The organism is Promicromonospora sp. NPDC050880, from assembly GCF_044456525.1.
Taxonomy (GTDB): Bacteria; Actinomycetota; Actinomycetes; order Actinomycetales; family Cellulomonadaceae; genus Promicromonospora.
Map to the genome: position 1 here is coordinate 1 of NZ_JBITFV010000036.1, position 17,303 is coordinate 17,303.

The 17,303-nt window shown below is 73.0% G+C and carries 11 protein-coding genes; 9 read left to right on the top strand and 2 right to left on the bottom strand.

The genetic code is table 11. From position 1 onward, the window contains the following. Nucleotides 1-2,480: Ig-like domain-containing protein (locus ACIBBF_RS26195; protein ID WP_397419322.1), on the bottom strand; the 2,480-nt coding region annotated here is incomplete at its 3' end. A gap of 181 nt (nt 2,481-2,661) precedes the next feature. Beyond that, complete coding sequence (locus ACIBBF_RS26200; RefSeq protein WP_397419324.1) at nt 2,662-2,982, bottom strand: hypothetical protein; 321 nt, start codon at nt 2,980-2,982, stop codon at nt 2,662-2,664. A gap of 234 nt (nt 2,983-3,216) precedes the next feature. Between ACIBBF_RS26200 and ACIBBF_RS26205 the strand changes: the two genes are divergently transcribed. The 9 genes from ACIBBF_RS26205 (at nt 3,217) to ACIBBF_RS26245 (ending at nt 16,898) form a co-directional block, all read left to right on the top strand. Beyond that, nucleotides 3,217-3,429: a heavy-metal-associated domain-containing protein gene (locus ACIBBF_RS26205; RefSeq protein WP_397419342.1), complete on the top strand. Its 213-nt coding sequence runs from the start codon at nt 3,217-3,219 to the stop codon at nt 3,427-3,429. After that, nucleotides 3,426-4,406, top strand: coding sequence for a heavy-metal-associated domain-containing protein (locus ACIBBF_RS26210; protein ID WP_397419326.1), 981 nt, complete (start codon nt 3,426-3,428; stop codon nt 4,404-4,406). The genes ACIBBF_RS26205 and ACIBBF_RS26210 overlap by 4 nt, the downstream gene beginning before the upstream one ends. A 33-nt stretch (nt 4,407-4,439) precedes the next feature. Continuing rightward, a complete protein-coding gene (locus tag ACIBBF_RS26215; protein ID WP_397419328.1) occupies nt 4,440-6,722 on the top strand; it encodes a heavy metal translocating P-type ATPase in 2,283 nt (760 codons plus the stop codon). Nucleotides 6,723-6,784: 62 nt separating this feature from the next. Beyond that, nucleotides 6,785-8,293, top strand: coding sequence for a sugar ABC transporter ATP-binding protein (locus ACIBBF_RS26220; protein WP_397419330.1), 1,509 nt, complete (start codon nt 6,785-6,787; stop codon nt 8,291-8,293). Continuing rightward, nucleotides 8,290-9,309: an ABC transporter permease gene (locus ACIBBF_RS26225; protein ID WP_397419332.1), complete on the top strand. Its 1,020-nt coding sequence runs from the start codon at nt 8,290-8,292 to the stop codon at nt 9,307-9,309. The genes ACIBBF_RS26220 and ACIBBF_RS26225 overlap by 4 nt, the downstream gene beginning before the upstream one ends. Continuing rightward, on the top strand, nt 9,306-10,295 hold the full coding sequence (locus ACIBBF_RS26230) for an ABC transporter permease (RefSeq protein ID WP_397419334.1): 990 nt from the start codon (nt 9,306-9,308) through the stop codon (nt 10,293-10,295). The genes ACIBBF_RS26225 and ACIBBF_RS26230 overlap by 4 nt, the downstream gene beginning before the upstream one ends. Nucleotides 10,296-10,334: 39 nt before the next feature. Further along, nucleotides 10,335-11,564, top strand: a complete 1,230-nt coding sequence (locus ACIBBF_RS26235; protein WP_397419336.1) for a substrate-binding domain-containing protein — start codon at nt 10,335-10,337, stop codon at nt 11,562-11,564. Beyond that, entirely contained in the window at nt 11,565-12,440 is an 876-nt protein-coding gene (locus ACIBBF_RS26240) for a sugar phosphate isomerase/epimerase family protein (RefSeq protein WP_397419338.1), read from the top strand. It abuts the gene before it with no gap. A 117-nt stretch (nt 12,441-12,557) separates the two neighbouring features. Then, on the top strand, nt 12,558-16,898 hold the full coding sequence (locus ACIBBF_RS26245) for a ThuA domain-containing protein (RefSeq protein WP_397419340.1): 4,341 nt from the start codon (nt 12,558-12,560) through the stop codon (nt 16,896-16,898). Nucleotides 16,899-17,303: the final 405 nt, after the last annotated feature.

Here is a 17,303-nt window from a genome sequence, read left to right on the forward strand (position 1 = left end):
CTGGCCGGCGGGGCCTCCTGCAGCTCGTCGTTGAGGGTGAGCTCCAGCCCGTCGGGGTGCGTGTCGTTCTTCAGCACCGGGATCGTCACCACGTCGCCCGTGTGGACGGTCGCGGTGTCCGGGCCGGCCTCCGGCGGGCGCAGCTGCGCCGGCGCCGGGATCGGCACCACCCGCACCTGACCCGCCACGGTGCCCGCCCCGTTCGCGACCGTGTAGTGCACCACGACCGGGCCCTCGAGCCGCTTGAGCTCGGAGACCTTGAGGATCTGGTGGTTGAGCACGGAGACGCTGACGGGCGCGTTCGGCGCCACCTCCACGTTCTGCACCACGAGCACGCCGCCTGCGGGGTCGGTGTCGTTGGCCAGCACGTCCACCAGGGCGGTGCCACCGGTGGGCAGCAGCACCTGGTCGGACACGGCCACCGGCACGCCGCCGTCGTCCGGCGGGGTCACCACGTCCACCCGGACCAGGCCGGTGGCGGGGTTCGGCCCGTCGGAGACCTGGTAGGTCACGTCGTACGAGCCCGGCTGGTCGGTCTCGAACTGGAACGTGTTCGCGGTGGCGTTGGTGGTGATCTCGGCGCCGGGCTCGTCGGCGACCTTGGTGAGCTGCAGGTCGTCGCCGTTGGGGTCGGCGTCGTTCCTCAGCGGTGCCACGGTGACCGGTTCGCCCGCCAGCACCGTGACATGGTCCTGGACGGGGATCGGCGGCACGTTCGCGGCCGAGACGTTGATCTTGACCTTGCCCTGGTACGGCGCGTTCAGCGCGTCCGAGACCGTGACGTCGACGATCTTGCTGCCCACCGTGGTGCCGCCGTCGCGGAACTCGATGGTGCCGTCGGGCCGGAAGCGGACCTCGTCCTTGGGGTCGGCGGTGGACGCGTTGGACAGGAACAGGTCGTCGCCGTCCGGGTCCTTGAAGTAGGGCAGCACCTTGATGACGCCGATGCCGCCCTGACCGACCTCCAGCTTCGGCTCACCCGGCTGCTCGGGCGGGTTGTTCTCCTCCAGCGGGACGATCCGGGCCTTCACCGACGCGGTGGCGGTGCCGTTCTCGCGGCCGTCGTCGACCTGGTACTTGAACGTGATGCTCCCGGTCGCGTCGGCGGGCACGTTCGCCTGCAGCGCCGCGCCGTCCAGGACCCGGTCGACGGTGGCGTCACCGTCGACCTCGCCCTCGACCGAGACCGTCATGACGTCGCCGTCCGGGTCCATGTCGTTGCCCAGCACGTTCAGCACCGTCGTGCGGCCCGGGCGCACGCCGATGTCGTCGGGCTGCGGCTCCGGCGGGCGGTTGGGCTTGCTGCGGTCCGCGACGAGCTGGTCCACCTGCTCCGGCGTGGTCTCCTCGGACTCCGTCTCCTCCTTGTCCTTGGAGTTCTCGGGCTGCCTCAGGTTCCAGGCGTCGATGATCTCGAACTCGTCGACGGCCATCCAGAGCGTGCCGTCGGCGACGTCGTTCAGGACGATCACGTTCCGGTTGACCCGGTAGACGAGCTTCGACGTGGGCGCCAGACCCTCCAGCACCTGGTCGACGTCGTGGGCGCGGTCCGGGCAGTTGCGCACGACCTGGCCCGACTCCGCCCAGGCGCCGTAGACGCACCCGCCGAGCTGGACCGGGGCGGCGGGCACGCCCGCCGACGTCGTCTGCCGCGTCGGGTCGCCACCGCCCAGCGGCTGGGAGACCAGGCCCTCGGGGACGGCGACCACCACGACGTCCGAGGCGGCCGACGGCTGCTGCAGCACGCCCTGCGCGCCGTCCTCGACGGGGACGGTGTCCCCGCCGGGCAGCACGAGCGTCGCGCTCGACCGGTCCAGCACCACCGGCTCGTCACCGACGGCGGAGACCTGGACGTCGGCGTCGGCGTCCAGCGGGAGCTCGGACTCCTGGACGTCCTCCGCCACGCCCTGGGTGCCCGTGGGCACGGTGTAGAGCGTGCCGTCGGCGGGGACCGCCAGGTGGACGGTGCCGTCCGTGCCCACCGTGATCGCGCCGCCCGGGCCGGCCTCGAGGGTCGGCCTCGTCTTCTTCTCGTCGAACGCGGCCTGGTCGAAGGGCAGCACCCACGCCAGCCCCGACTCCGGGTCGTAGGCGGCCGTGGTCGCGCCGCCGGAGGCGACCTGCACGCCCGGCGGGAACTTCATGGTGCCCTCCAGGGAGAGCAGCGCGGGGTTCACCGGGCTGGCCGAGGAGTCGCCGACGCTGTTCAGCAGCACCCGCTGCGCGTCCTGCTCCACGTCGAAGCCCACGGAGTTGGCCAGGAGGGTGCCGTCCAGCGCCTTGGCCTCGTAGTTGAACCGGCCCAGCTCCTGCTTGGCGGAGTTGGTCACCCAGACACCCGAGTCGTTCAGGTGCACGTCGGCCGTCGCCTCGCCGTCGTACCAGAGCGCGAACCCGACCAGCCCCGCACCGAACAGGGTGACCGCGCCGACCGACGCGACCGAGCGGCGGTTCTCCATCACGCGCGAGACCAGGCTCATGCTTCTCTCCTCGATCGTCGTCGCCTGGTGCAGGCGTCATGGTGAACGCGACCGCCCGGAGCTCGCACGGGCGGTGCGGGACGAGCCTATCGAGGAGCGGGGTGAACTGTCCCCGAAAGCGCGCACTCGTGCGGGCCCTTTCGAGGCCGTGACCTCGCCGGGACGGGACGGGCGGGCGGCGTCAGTACGACGAGGCGCGGCGCTCGACCCAGTGCTTGGCGTCGGCCAGGCCCGCGCCGGTGGCCTCACGGTAGAGCTTGATCGCCTCGATCCGCCGGTCCGAGCGGATGCACCGGTCGATCTCGGCGAGGGTGCCGGGCGCGATGCCCTCCGCGGCGGGTCCCTCGATGCCGAGGTGCTTGATCACGAGGTCGAGCTTGCGCTCGATCCGCTCGGCCGCCTGCCCGTTGGCCCGGGCGTTGCCGCTGATCGTGATGAACAGCCCCAGGAGCAGGACGGCGACGGCGATGGCGACGAGATCAGGTACCTGCAGCGTGAACATGCCGGAACCGTACCGGTGCCGGACACGGCGGACCACCGTCTCGCGGCTCGCCGTCCTGGCGGCCGTGCAGGTCCGGGACCTGGTGCGACCGGGTGGCGAGGCCGCGGGCGGTGGTGGCGGGCCGAGCCGGGAGGCGAGCGGGACCGGGTTGACCCGCATACCCCGCAGGGGTATATGGTGTGCCGCATACGGTTACCCCCTAGGGGTAGCATCGCACGAGTGGAAGGCAAGACGATGGCGACGAGCGAGTACCAGGTGACGGGCATGACGTGCGGGCACTGCGAGATGTCCGTCCGCGGCGAGGTGAGCCGGCTGCCCGGCGTCGAGCAGGTGGACGTGAGCGCCGCGACGGGCAGGCTCGTGGTGCGCAGTGCCGACGCGCTGGACGAGGCGGCGGTCCTGGCCGCCGTGGACGAGGCCGGGTACGCGGCGGAGCGCCTCTCGTGAACGCGCCCCAGCGCCTCGGGCTGTACGGCGGCGGGCTGGCGGCGCTGTTCGCCGTCACGTTCGCCGTGGCCGGGGCCGTGGTCCCGGACGGCACCGTCGCCGCCTGGTCGGCGGCGGGAGGCGACGGGGCACAGCACGCGGCACCCGTGGGCGTCGGCGGCGGTCCCGACGACGGCGCCCACGGCGGGTCCGGTGCGGGCGCCGGGAGTGGTTCCGGCTCGGGCGCCCACGGCGGTTCCGACACCGACGCCCACGCCGGCACACCGGTCCGGGGTCTCTCGCTGGAGCAGGACGGTCTGCTCCTGGGCCCCGTCCGCGCGCCCGACGCCGTCGGCGAGGAGGGCACGCTGTCCTTCACGGTGACGGCCGACGGCGCCGCCGTCACCGACTTCGCCACCGAGCACGACAAGGAGCTGCACCTGGTCGTGGTCCGCTCGGACGGCGCCGGGTTCCGTCACGTGCACCCCACGATGGCGGCCGACGGCACCTGGTCGATCCCGTGGGCCTGGGACGAGGCGGGCAGCTACCGGGTGTACGCCGACTTCGTGCCCGCGGCGACGGGCGAGAACGTGACGCTCAGCCGTACGGTGGACGTCGCGGGTCGGGTGCCGGCCGAGCCCGCGACCCGGGTGTCGGCGTCGGACACGGTGGACGGCTACACGGCCACGCTGACCGGGGACCTGGGTACGGAGGGCGACTCGGTGCTCACGGCCCGCATCACGCAGGACGGCGAGCCGGTGACCGGCCTGGAGCCGTACCTCGGCGCCTACGGGCACCTGGTGGCGCTGCGTGCGGGCGACCTCGCGTACCTGCACGTGCACCCCGAGGGGGCCGAGCCCGCGCCGGGGTCGGTGTCGGGCCCGGACGTCACGTTCGTGACGTCGGCGCCCACGCCCGGGCGGTACCTGCTGTACCTGGACTTCAAGGTCGACGGCGTGGTGCGCACGGCGCACCTCGTCCTCGACACGACTGACTGACTGACGCGAGCAGCGGAGTAAGGAGAGGGCACGATGTCCGACGCCCCGTCCCGGACGGACGAGCCGGTCACCACGGTGGACCTGGAGATCGGCGGCATGACGTGCGCGTCGTGCGCCATGCGGATCGAGAAGAAGCTCAACCGGCTCGACGGCGTGACCGCCACGGTCAACTACGCGACCGAGAAGGCCAAGGTCACCACGCCCGCCGGGTACGACCTGGCGGCCGTGGTCGCGGAGGTGGAGAAGACCGGGTACACGGCCGCGCTGCCGGCGCCCGAGGAGGACCCGGCCCTGGCGGCCGGGGACGCCGACGGTGCCCGGGACACCGAGCTGCTCACGCTCCGGGACCGCCTGGTGGTCTCGGTCGTCCTGGCCGTCCCGGTGATCGCGCTGGCGATGGTCCCGGCGTGGCAGTTCACGTACTGGCAGTGGGCGTCCCTGACGCTGGCCGCGCCGGTCGTGCTGTGGGGCGCGTGGCCGTTCCACCGGGCCGCGTGGACCAACCTGCGGCACGGGGCGGCGACCATGGACACCCTGGTCTCGGTGGGCGTCCTGGCGGCGTTCGGCTGGTCCCTGTACGCGCTGTTCGTCGGTACGGCGGGCGAGCCCGGGATGACGCACGGGTTCGAGCTGTCGGTGGCGCCGTCCGACGGCGCGGCCAACATCTACCTGGAGGTCGCGGCCGGCGTGACCGTGTTCGTGCTGGCGGGGCGCTGGTTCGAGAAGCGGTCCAAGCGCCGGGCGGGCGCCGCGCTGCGGGCGCTGCTGGAGCTGGGCGCGAAGGACGTGGCGGTGCTGCGGGGCGGCACCGAGACCCGCGTGCCGATCGGTGACCTGGCCGTGGACGACGAGTTCGTCGTCCGGCCGGGGGAGAAGATCGCCACCGACGGCGAGGTGGTGGCCGGGTCCTCGGCCGTGGACGCGTCGATGCTCACGGGCGAGTCCGTCCCGGTCGAGGTCGGCGTCGGCGACACGGTGGCCGGTGCCACCGTGAACGCGGGGGGCCGGCTCGTGGTCCGGGCCACCCAGGTGGGCGCGGACACGCAGCTCGCGCGCATCGCGCAGCTCGTGGAGGACGCCCAGTCCGGCAAGGCCGAGGTGCAGCGCCTCGCCGACCGGGTCTCGGGGATCTTCGTGCCGGTGGTCATCGCGATCGCCGTCGCCACGCTCGCCTTCTGGCTGGGCGCCGGGTTCCCGGCGACCGCCGCGCTGACAGCCGCCGTCGCCGTGCTGATCATCGCGTGCCCGTGCGCGCTCGGGCTGGCCACGCCCACCGCTCTCCTGGTGGGCACCGGGCGCGGCGCGCAGCTCGGCATCCTGATCAAGGGCCCCGAGATCCTGGAGTCCACGCGCAAGGTCGACACGGTGGTGCTGGACAAGACCGGCACGGTGACCACGGGCAAGATGGCGCTGCTGGACGTGGTGGTCGACGGCGGCACCTCCCGCGCGGAGCTGCTGCGCCTGGCCGGCGCCCTGGAGGACGCCTCCGAGCACCCGGTCGCGCAGGCCGTGGCGAAGGGGGCCACCCAGGAGGTCGGCGTCCTGCCGGTCCCGGAGTCGTTCGAGAGCGTCCGGGGCGAGGGTGTGCAGGGCGTCGTGGAGGGGCACGCGGTCGTCGTCGGGCGCCAGAGCCTGCTCGCCGACTGGTCGCAGCGCCTGTCGCCGGAGCTGGCCGAGGCCAAGTCCCGGGCCGAGGCCGAGGGCAGGACCGTCGTCGCGGTCGGCTGGGACGGGCAGGCGCGCGGCCTGCTCGTGGTGGCGGACCGGATCAAGCCGACCAGCGCGGACGCCGTCGCCCGGCTGCGCGCCCTCGGGCTCACGCCGGTGCTGCTCACGGGGGACAACCGCGCCGTCGCCGAGCAGGTGGCCGCGGCGGTGGGCATCACCGACGTCGTCGCGGAGGTGCTGCCCCAGGACAAGGCCGACGTCGTCGCGCGGCTGCAGGCGGAGGGCAAGGTCGTGGCCATGGTGGGCGACGGGGTGAACGACGCGCCCGCGCTGGCTCAGGCCGACCTGGGGCTCGCCATGGGCACGGGCACCGATGCTGCCATCGAGGCCGCGGACATCACGCTCGTGCGCGGCGACCTCGGCGCGGCCGCGGACGCGATCCGGCTCTCCCGGAGCACGCTCGGCACCATCAAGGCCAACCTGTTCTGGGCGTTCGGGTACAACGTCGCCGCCATCCCGCTGGCTGCCCTCGGCCTGCTCAACCCCATGCTCGCCGGTGCGGCGATGGCGTTCTCCAGCGTCTTCGTCGTCGGCAACAGCCTGCGGCTGCGGTCGTTCGGCCGGTCATCCGTGGCGCGTACCCCATAAGCCGCACAAGGGACATGCAACTTTTGCTTGACATCTGGTAAAAGGTCCCTACATTGGTGGATATGCGAGCCGATGACGACGCGCACGCTTCATCCACCGACCCCGTCCTGCGCCTGACCGGCGTCGGCAAGGACTTCTTCGGCACCTCGGTGCTGCGGGAGATCGACCTGAAGCTCTACCCGGCGCGGGTGCACGCCCTGGTGGGCGAGAACGGCGCCGGCAAGTCGACGCTCATGAAGATCGTGGCCGGTGTGCACCAGCCGGACGCCGGCACGATCGAGCTGGACGGCGCGACCGTCACGTTCGCCACCCCGCTCGACGCCCAGCGGGCGGGTGTGGCGACCGTCTTCCAGGAGTTCAACCTCCTGCCCGACCGGACCGTGGCCGAGAACGTGTACCTGGGCCGTGAGCCGCTCCGGCGTGGCCTGGTCGACCGGCGCAGGCTGCACGCCGACACCGCGCGGCTGCTGGAGGACCTGGGGCTGACGGGCATCACGCCGGGAACCCGGGTCGGGTCCCTGTCCGTGGCCCAGCAGCAGGTGGTCGAGATCGTCAAGGCGGTGTCGTACGACGCGCGCATCATCTCGATGGACGAGCCGACGGCGGCGCTCGCCGATCACGAGGTGGCGCTCCTGTACGACCTGGTGCGGCGGCTGCGGGACCGCGGCGTCGCCATCCTGTACGTCTCGCACCGGCTCCAGGAGATCTACGACCTGGCCGACACCATCACGGTCCTCAAGGACGGCGAGCACGTGCTGACCGCGCCGGCCGCCGAGGTGGGGCCGGACCGGCTGGTCCGCACCATGGTGGGCCGCGACTTCGCCGGGTTCTTCCCGGACAGGCCGGCCGACCTCACCCCCGGGGAGGTGCGGCTGGCGCTGGAGGGTGCGGGCAACGCGATGGTCGACGGCGTGGACCTGGAGGTGCGGGCCGGCGAGATCGTCGCGCTGGCCGGCCTGCAGGGCTCCGGCCGCACCGAGATCGCCCACGGCGTGTTCGGGATCGCCCCGTTCACCCGTGGCCGGATGACCGTGGACGGGCGGACGGTGCGCGTGCGCTCCCCGCGCCACGGCGTCCGCCACCGCCTCGCGCTGGTCACCGAGGACCGCAAGGGCGAAGGCCTTGCCCTGGCGCAGTCGGTCCTCGCGAACGCCCGGCTGGTGCTCGACGCGGTGCTGCCCCGCACCTCGGACCGCGGCGCCCGCCGCATCCCCGGGCTGCTGACCTCCCTCGACCTGGTCGCCGCGTCCCCGGACACGGAGGTGCAGTACCTCTCGGGGGGCAACCAGCAGAAGGTGGTCCTCGCGAAGTGGCTGGTGACCGAGCCGCGCGTCGTGGTGCTCGACGAGCCGACGCGCGGCATCGACGTCGGGGCCAAGCGCGCCGTCTACGACCTCGTGCGCACGCTGACGGCCGGCGGTACGGCCGTGCTGCTCATCTCGTCCGAGCTGCCCGAGGTCGTGGCGATGGCGGACCGCGTGCTCGTGCTGCGCGACGGTCGGGTCGTCGGCGAGCTGCCCGGCGGCAGCTCCGAGGAGGACGTCATGGCGCTCGCGACGGGGGCGGCATGACTGCCGCCAGGGCACGCCGCCGTCTCGGGTCCACCGAGATCGTCTACCTGGCGCTGGCCGGCATCCTGCTGCTCGCGGGCCTGCTCGTCGCGGTCCGCGGCGGCAACCTGTTCGCCCAGCAGAACATCAGCTACATGCTGACGCAGACCAGCCTGCTCGGGTTCGTCGCCGTCGGGCAGACCTTCGTGGTGCTGTGCCGCTCGTTGGACCTGTCCGTGGGGTACGTGGTCGCCCTGTGCTCGCTCGTCGGGGCGACCACGATGGCCGGCGACCCGTCCCGCGTGTGGGCCGGCGTGCTGGCGGCGCTGGTCGTGGCCGCCGGCATCGGGCTCGCCAACGGCCTGGTCGTCTCGGCCCTGCGCGTCAACCCGTTCATCGCCACGCTCGGCACCGGCCTGATCGTCAAGGGATTCCTCGACACCCGGTTCAAGGGGCCGGAGGGTGAGGTGCCCGTCGCGTTCCAGGCGTTCGGGTACACCCGGGTGGGTCCGGTCCCGGTCTCGACGGTCGTCCTGCTGATGGTCGCGGCCGCCGCGGTCGTGCTGCTCACGCGCACCCGGGCGGGGTACCACATGTTCGCGGTGGGCGGGAGCCTCGACGTCGCGCGGCTCTCGGGGGTGCGCACGGGCCGGACCCTCGTCCTGGCGCACGTGCTGTGCTCCCTGTGCGCCGGTGCGGCGGGCCTGCTCATCGCGGCCCGGTTCGGCACGGGCAACGCGCTGGTCTACTCCTACGGCCTGGACCTCGACTCGATCGCCGCGGTCGTGCTGGGCGGCACGCTCCTGTTCGGCGGGCGGGGCTCGGTGATCGGCACGGTCGGCGGCGTCGCGATCCTCGCCGTGCTCGACACGTCGTTCAACGTGCTCGACGTGAACCCGTTCTTCAAGGACGTGCTGCGTGGCGTGATCATCGTCGCGGCCGTGGCCCTGTACGCCCGTCGCCAGCTCGACCCGGCGAGCCGGCGCGCCCGGTTCGCTCCCGGCGGCGCGGCTCGGCGAAGGGGGGTGCCCGCATGACCCTGACCACAGAGACCTCCTCGGTGCGCGCGCGGCGACGGCGCGACCACCTGCTGTCCGGCGGGAGCTGGACCGTGCTCGCGCTGCTCGCGGTGGTGCTGGTCGTGATCGTGGCGATCAACCCCTCGTTCGCGGAGCCGGTCTCCCTCATGGCGTTCGCCAAGAAGGCGGCGCCGCTGGTGGTGCTCGCCGTGGGGCAGTACCTCGTGATCGTCTCGGGGGAGTTCGACCTGTCCGTGGGCTCGCTCGTCGGCGCGCAGGTCGTGATCGCCGCCCGGCTGATGGACGGCGACGAGGCGCTGACCTGGCCGGTGCTGGGGCTCATGCTCGTCGTCGGGCTGGTCGTGGGGCTCGTCAACGGGCTGGTGACGACGCTGCTGCGCGTGCCGTCGTTCATCACCACGCTCGGCATGATGCTGGTGCTGTTCGGCGCGGTCCGCCTCTGGACCGGTGGCGCGCCCACCGGTGCCCTGACCGACGCGTTCCGGGTCCTGGGGCGCAAGGGGTTCCCGGACGTGCCCGGTCAGTTCCAGGTGCCGTACGCGCTGCTCGTGGCGGTCGTCGTGGGCGTGCTCGCGGTGCTCCTGATGCGCCGCCCGTTCGGCCGGTCGCTCGTCGCGGTGGGCGACAACGCGGTCGCGGCCGCCTACAGCGGTGCCTCCGTGTGGTGGCTGCGGACGCGGGCGTTCGTGCTCTCCTCGGTGCTCGCGACCGTCGCCGCCGTGCTCATCGGGGGGTTCGCCGGGGTGACCGCCCAGGTGGGTCAGGGCCTGGAGTTCATGGCGATCACCGCGGTCGTGCTGGGCGGCGTGGCCCTCGGCGGCGGGCGCGGCACGGTGGTGGCGGCGATGGTCGGCGCACTCACGCTGGAGGCCCTGTTCACCCTGTTCAACCAGCTCGCCCTGCCCTCCACGGTCCGTCCGGCCGTGCAGGGCGTCATCATCATCGCCGCCGTGGCCTACGCCGCGCGCCGGAGGCGCACCTGAGCTCGACACCGATCGATGGACCCGCACTCATCAAGGGAGATGGACATGCGACCGATCCGAGCACTGCTGGCGGGCACCGCAGCGGCAGGGCTGCTCCTGCTGACGGCCTGCACCACCGACGTACCGACCGACCAGGGCCCGGCCGCGCAGACCGGCCCCGCCGAGGAGGCCTCTGCCGACTCGGGCGCCTCCAGCGAGTGGTTCGTCCAGGCCGACTACGACCGTGAGCTCGCCCAGCGGGAGATCGAGCCGGAGGGCCCGGCCGACCAGCCGTGGCTCCAGGCCATCGAGCCGGAGTACGTGGACACCGCCGGCCTGGCCAGCGAGGGCGGCGACAAGACGCTGTGCTTCTCCAACGCGTCGGTCTCCAACCCGTGGCGGGTGACCGGCTGGATCACCATGCAGCAGCAGGTCGAGGTGCTGCAGGCGGAGGGCGTGATCGGCGAGTTCCGGGTCTCGGACGCCGCCGACGACGACAACAAGCAGATCTCCGACATCCAGGCGTTCGTCGAGGCAGGCGACTGCGACGCGATCATCGTCTCCCCGTCGACGACGGCGACGCTGACCCCCGCGGTCGAGGCCGCGTGCGAGAGCGGCGCCCCGGTGATCGTGTTCGACCGCGGCGTCGAGACCGACTGCATGGTCACGTTCATCCATCCGATCGGCGGCTACGCCTACGGCGCGGTCGGCGCGGAGTTCCTGGTGGACAACCTGGAGCCCGGCTCGACGGTCCTGGCGCTGCGCATCCTGCCCGGCGTCGACGTGCTGGAGCACCGCTGGGCCGCCGCCGACAAGGTGTTCTCCGAGGCGGACATCGAGGTGGTCGGCGTGGAGTTCACGGGCGGCGACGGCGCCAAGATCAAGGACGTCGTGACCCAGTACCTGCAGCGCGGCAAGGTCGACGGCATCTGGATGGACGCCGGGGACGGCGCCGTCGCCGCGGTGGAGGCGTTCGAGGACGCCGGGCAGCCGTACCCGGTCTTCGTGGGCGAGGACGAGATGAGCTTCCTGCGCAAGTGGGACGAGACCGGGATGACCGCCATCGGCAACGTGTACTCGAACTTCCAGTGGCGCACGCCGGTCCTCGCGGCGCAGAAGATCTGGGCCGGGCAGGAGGTCCCCGCCGAGTGGGTGCTGCCGCAGGAGCCGGTCACCGAGGCGGACCTGGCAGGGTTCCTCGAGGCCAACGCCGACATGCCCTCGCTGCACTACGCGAAGTTCGGCGGCGAGGACCTGCCCGGGTACCCCGAGGTCTGGACGGACCGCTGAATGGCCGGGGCGACCTGGCCGGTGGGCGTCAACACCTGGGTGTGGACGTCACCGCTCACCGACCGTTCGCTGGCCGAGCTCGCGCCCCGCGTCGCGGCGTGGGGGTTCGACGTGCTGGAGCTGCCCGTCGAGCAGCCCGGCGACTGGGACCCGCGCCGCGCGGCACAGGTGCTCGCCGACCACGGGCTCGCGGCCAGCGTGTCGCTCGTCATGGGCCCGGGACGCGAGCTCGTGGCCGCCGACGCGGCCACCGTGCGGGCCACGCAGGACTACCTGCGGACGGTGGTGGACGCGGCGCACACGGTGGGTGCACGCGTGATCGGCGGGCCGGCGTACGCGTCCGTGGGGCGCACGTGGCGCACCACGCCGCAGGAGCGGGCCGCCGCGTGCACCGAGCTGGTCGAGCAGCTCGCGCCCGTGGTCGAGCACGCGGTCTCGGCCGGCGTCGTCGTCGGGCTGGAACCCCTGAACCGGTACGAGACCAGCCTGATCAACACCGTGGACCAGGCGCTCGCCGTGGTCGGCTCGCTGCCCGCCGAGGGCATCGGCCTGATGCTCGACGTCTACCACATGAACATCGAGGAGCGGGACCTGCCCGCGGCCGTGGAGCGGGCCGGCGCGCGCATCGCGGCCGTCCAGGTGTGCGGCAACGACCGGGGTGCGCCCGGCCACGACGGGATCGACTGGCCCGGCCTGCTGACGGCGCTGGACCGGGTCGCCTACCGGGGGCCGCTCGTCATCGAGTCGTTCACGGCGGACAACGCCACCATCGCCACGGCGGCGTCGATCTGGCGGCCGCTGGCCGCGAGCCAGGACGCCCTCGCGACCGAGGGCCTCGCGTACCTGAGAGGACTGATGCCCGTCGCACAGGTCTGACACGCGCCCGAGGTTTCCACGCGCGCTCGGCGCCGGCACGCCGGGCTGATCAACGCTCCACGTTCCGCCGGGGTGTCCCGGCGGGTCCGCACGTCGATCTGCCCAGGAGGCAACACGATGACCGCAGCACGACGCCCCCGCTGGGGGAAGTCCGTGGCGGCCCTCGCCGTCGGAGTACTGGCGCTCACGCTCGCGCCCGTCCCGGTGGCCACGGCCGACCACGGACCGCACGCGCAGCCCGGGACCGAGGCCGTGGAGGAAGGCCGCGTCCTGATCTTCACCGCCACGACCCAGTACCGGCACGCCGAGGCGATCACGCAGGGCACCCCGGTGCTCGAGGCCGCGTTCGCCGAGGCGGGCATCGCGTCCGACCACACCGAGGACCCGGCCGTCTTCAACGACGCCGACCTGGCGCAGTACGACGCGCTGGTCATGTTCCAGGCCTCGGGCGACCCGTGGAACGCCGAGCAGAAGGCCGCGATGGAGCGGTACCAGCAGGCCGGCGGCGGCATCGTCGCCATCCACAACGCCACCGACATGCGGGGCAGCTACGCCTGGTGGGACGAGATGATCGGCTCGCTCATGCCGGGCCATGCGGCCACGGGGTCGAGCCCCGGGCTGCCCGGCACGGTCCGCGTCGAGGACCGTACGCACCCGTCGACCGAGCACCTGCCGCAGCGGTGGGACCGCGCCGACGAGTGGTACAACTTCTCGACCGACGTGCGCGGCGACGCGCACGTGCTGGCCACGATGGACGAGTCGACCTACGACCCCGGCGAGAACGCCATGGGCTACGACCACCCGATCTCGTGGTGCAAGGCGTACGACGGCGGCCGCGCCTGGATGACCGGCATGGGCCACTTCGGCGCGCACTACACGGAGGAGCCCGACTTCGTGCAGCACATCGTCGGTGGTGTCCGCTGGGCCGCGGGGCTCGCCCCGGGGGACTGCGGCGGCACCGACTGGGGCCAGTTCGAGAAGGTGTCGCTGGACACCAACACGAGCGCGCCGTTCGGGATCGACGTGGCGCCCGACGGCCGGGTGTTCTTCACGGAGCTGGTGCGCGGGCAGATCCGGGTGTTCGACCCCGCGACGCGGACGACGTCCACCGCCGTGACGCTCCCGGTGTACTCGGGCGGTGAGGACGGGCTGCTGGGCATCGCGCTCGACGAGGACTTCGCCACCAACGGGTACCTGTACCAGTACTGGTCGCCCGCGAGCGAGGACGACACCGACCCGGCGAGCTTCCACAACCGGCTGTCCCGGTTCACGGTGACCTCCGGTGCGGGCGGGGCGACGGTGATCGACCCGGCCTCCGAGAAGGTGCTGCTGGAGGTCCCTGCCCGGCGCCTGCCCGACGAGCCGGGGCACACGGGCGGCGGCGTCATCGTCGACCACGAGACCGGCGACCTCTACCTGGGTGTCGGCGACGACGTGAACCCGCACACCGAGCCGTCGGGCGGGTACGCCCCGATCTCGGAGCGGGACGGCACGTTCCACGACGCGCGGGCGACGTCGGCCAACACCAACGACCTGCGCGGCAAGGTGCTGCGCATCCACCCGGAGGACGACGGCACGTACTCGATCCCGGAGGGCAACCTGTTCCCGGAGTCCGAGGACACGTCCGACAAGACGCTGCCCGAGATCTACGCGATGGGCTTCCGCAACCCGTTCCGGTTCGCCCTCGACCCGGCGACGGGCAACCTCGGCGTCGCGGACTACTCGCCGGACAACGGGTCCGACAACCTGGCGCAGCGTGGCCCGGCGGGCATCGCCGAGTGGAACCTGATCAAGGAGCCGGGCTTCTTCGGCTGGCCCCTGTGCATGGGGGACAACGAGCCCTTCCGTGACGTCGACTACCGGACCAGCCCCGTGACCGTCGGCGACTTCTTCGACTGCGACGCCCCGGTCAACGACTCCGTCCGCAACACGGGCCTGACCGAGCTGCCCCCGGCCCAGCCGGCGGACCTGTGGTACGGCTACCAGCGGTCCTCCGTGCCCGGTGCGATCAACCAGGGCGGCGGTCTGGCGCCGATGGGCGGCCCGTTCTACGACTACGACCCCGACCTCGACTCGGACACCAAGTTCCCGCAGTTCTACGAGGGCAAGGCGTTCTTCTACGAGTGGTCGCGGAACCAGGTGTTCACGATCGACACCAAGGACCCCGAGGCGGGACCGGGGCAGAGCGACGTCGAGAAGGTCAACCGGTTCCTGCCCGACGAGGACTTCCTCGCGCCCATCGACGCGAAGTTCGGGCCCGACGGCGCCATGTACGTGCTCGACTGGGGCGGCGGCTTCGGCCGGGACAACCCCGACTCGGGCCTGCACCGCGTGGACTACGTGACGGGCTCGCGCTCGCCCGAGGCGACCCCGACGGCGTCGCCGGACTCCGGGCAGGCGCCGCTGGAGGTGACGTTCGACGGGACGGGCAGCACCGACCCCGAGGGTGAGAACCTCACCTACGCGTGGGACTTCGACGGCGACGGGACCACCGACTCCACCGACCCGACGGCCTCCTACACCTACACGGCCGACGGCGTCTACGACGCGCGCCTGACCGTCACCGACCCCGCGGGCAAGGACGGGACGGCCACGGTGCCGATCACCGTGGGCAACACGCGGCCCGAGGTCGGCTTCGGGCTGCCGCCCACGGGCTCGTTCTTCGAGTTCGGCGACACCGTGTCCTGGGACGTCGACGTGACCGACGCGGAGGACTCGCCGGACGGGTCGCAGATCGACGACCAGCGCGTGGTCATCCAGCCGGCGCTGGGTCACGACGCGCACGCGCACCCGTCCGAGCCGCTCTACGGCCGCACGGGCTCGGTGGCCACCTCGCTGGGCGGCGGGCACGGGGCGGACACCAACGTGTTCTACGTGCTCGACGCGCGGTACGAGGACGACGGCGGGGCCGGCGACATCCCCGCGCTGACCGGCTCCGACACGACCCTGCTGTTCCCGCGGCAGCGCCAGGCGGAGTTCCACACGGCGCAGGAGGGCACCACGACGGTGCCGAGCCGGGACGTCGAGGGCGGCGGCTCCGTGCTGGTCGGCGCCGACGGCGCGTGGGCCTCCTACGACCCCGTCAGCCTGCACGGTCTCGACGCCCTGACGCTGCGCGTGGCGTCCGCGGCGCCGGGCGTCGTGGAGCTGCGGCGGGACGGGCCGGACGGCGAGCTGCTCGGCACCGCGGAGGTCGCGGGCACCGGGATCAGCGACTTCGCCGACGTGCGCGTCGACGTCCCGGACCCGGGGGAGAGCTTCACGCTCTACGTGGTCTTCCCGGGGGCGGGTGAGCGGCGCCTGAACTTCGTGGAGGCGGTGGGCAAGGGCGCCGCCGACACCACCCGGCCGGAGGTGACGATCACGGCACCGGAGGGCGGGTCGGACCTGGAGCACGGCCAGGTCGAGGTCACGGCGGACGCGACCGACGCGGAGAACTCCGTCAGCCAGGTGGAGTTCTTCGTCGACGGCACCTCGGTGGGCGTGGACCAGACGGCGCCGTACGCGGCGTCGTGGGACGTCACGGCCGACGGCAACTACGAGCTGACGGCGGTCGCGACCAACGACCGCGGGCTCACGACCACGTCCCGGGTGGTCCTCGCGCGGGTCGGCAACCTGTTCGACGGGATGCGGACGTTCAGCAACGCGGGCGGCGAGTTCGAGCAGCTGTCGGCCGGGCGGTACGTCATCGAGTCGGGCGGGGCCAACATGTGGCAGGGCACGGACGAGTACTCGACGATCTTCCGCGAGGGTTCGGACCGGCACTGGTCGGCCACGGTGAAGATCGTCAGCCAGGGCAACTCGGCCGGGTCCGCCAAGGCGGGGATCATCGTCCGCAACGACGTGACCCAGCCGGGTTCGTCGCCGGGCTACGCGGCGCTCGGCATCCGGCCGAGCGGTGGGTACGAGTGGTTGCGGGGCAACGCCGCGGGACAGCTCGTCGCGTCGTCGAACGGCGGCCCGACGGCGTACCCGGCCTGGGTGCGGCTCGTGCGCGACGGTGACCTGTACTCGGCCTACTGGAGCGCCGACGGCGAGACGTTCACCCAGATCGGTGCGCCGGAGGCCCTGCCGGGTGCCGCCGACGCGCAGGACGTCGGCCTGTTCGTCACCGCGCACAGCACGACGGCCCGCAGCGCCGTGGAGTTCCAGGACCTCACGTTCGTCGACGAGCCGGACCCGCCGGCGATCGAGGCCTCGGCGACGAGCCGGTGCACCGGCCCGCTTGCCCGCGTGCTCGTGACCGCGACGAACGTGGGGTCCGATCCCGCCCGGATCGAGCTCGGCACCGTGTACCAGAACGCGACCTTCGGCGACGTGCTGCCGGGCGAGACGGTGTCCCGCCTGTTCAAGGTCGGCTCACGGCAGGCGGACGCCGGGACCGCGACGGTGACGGCGGTCAACGGCCCCCACGAGGTGGTGGTCGAGGCGGGTTACGACGCGGTGCGGTGCCGATAGCGAGGTGACCTGACCGAGGTCCTGACCGAGGTGACCTGACCGAGGTCCTGACCGAGATCGCTTGACGAGAGGAGCAAGGACGTGCCGAGGACGAGGAGCAGGCCGCGTACCGGGGTGCGTCCGTCGAGCCGGGGCGGTGCCGGCCGCCCCGGATCCCGGCCACCGGTGCCCGCGCGGCGCCGGTGGCCGAGGTGGGGCGGCATGGCGGTGGGGGCGCTGCTGCTCGCCGTCGTGGTGGTGGCGCTGGTGGTGGCGCTGGTGGTGCGGCCGTGGGAGGCCGCACCCCGCCCGCCGGGGGGGGGGGGGGGGGGCGCCCCCCCCGGGGGGGGGGGGGGGGGGGGCGCGGGGGGTCCGAACAACGCGAAACACCCAGCGGGCCGGGGGGGGGGGGGGTCGGCGCCCGCG

Bases quoted from the DNA above. Each gene is read 5' to 3' on its own strand.
- ACIBBF_RS26200 (WP_397419324.1), bottom strand. From the start codon at position 2,982: ATGTTCACGCTGCAGGTACCTGATCTCGTCGCCATCGCCGTCGCCGTC.
- ACIBBF_RS26205 (WP_397419342.1), top strand. From the start codon at position 3,217: ATGGCGACGAGCGAGTACCAGGTGACGGGCATGACGTGCGGGCACTGC.
- ACIBBF_RS26215 (WP_397419328.1), top strand. From the start codon at position 4,440: ATGTCCGACGCCCCGTCCCGGACGGACGAGCCGGTCACCACGGTGGAC.
- ACIBBF_RS26220 (WP_397419330.1), top strand. From the start codon at position 6,785: ATGCGAGCCGATGACGACGCGCACGCTTCATCCACCGACCCCGTCCTG.
- ACIBBF_RS26225 (WP_397419332.1), top strand. From the start codon at position 8,290: ATGACTGCCGCCAGGGCACGCCGCCGTCTCGGGTCCACCGAGATCGTC.
- ACIBBF_RS26230 (WP_397419334.1), top strand. From the start codon at position 9,306: ATGACCCTGACCACAGAGACCTCCTCGGTGCGCGCGCGGCGACGGCGC.
- ACIBBF_RS26235 (WP_397419336.1), top strand. From the start codon at position 10,335: ATGGACATGCGACCGATCCGAGCACTGCTGGCGGGCACCGCAGCGGCA.
- ACIBBF_RS26240 (WP_397419338.1), top strand. From the start codon at position 11,565: ATGGCCGGGGCGACCTGGCCGGTGGGCGTCAACACCTGGGTGTGGACG.
- ACIBBF_RS26245 (WP_397419340.1), top strand. From the start codon at position 12,558: ATGACCGCAGCACGACGCCCCCGCTGGGGGAAGTCCGTGGCGGCCCTC.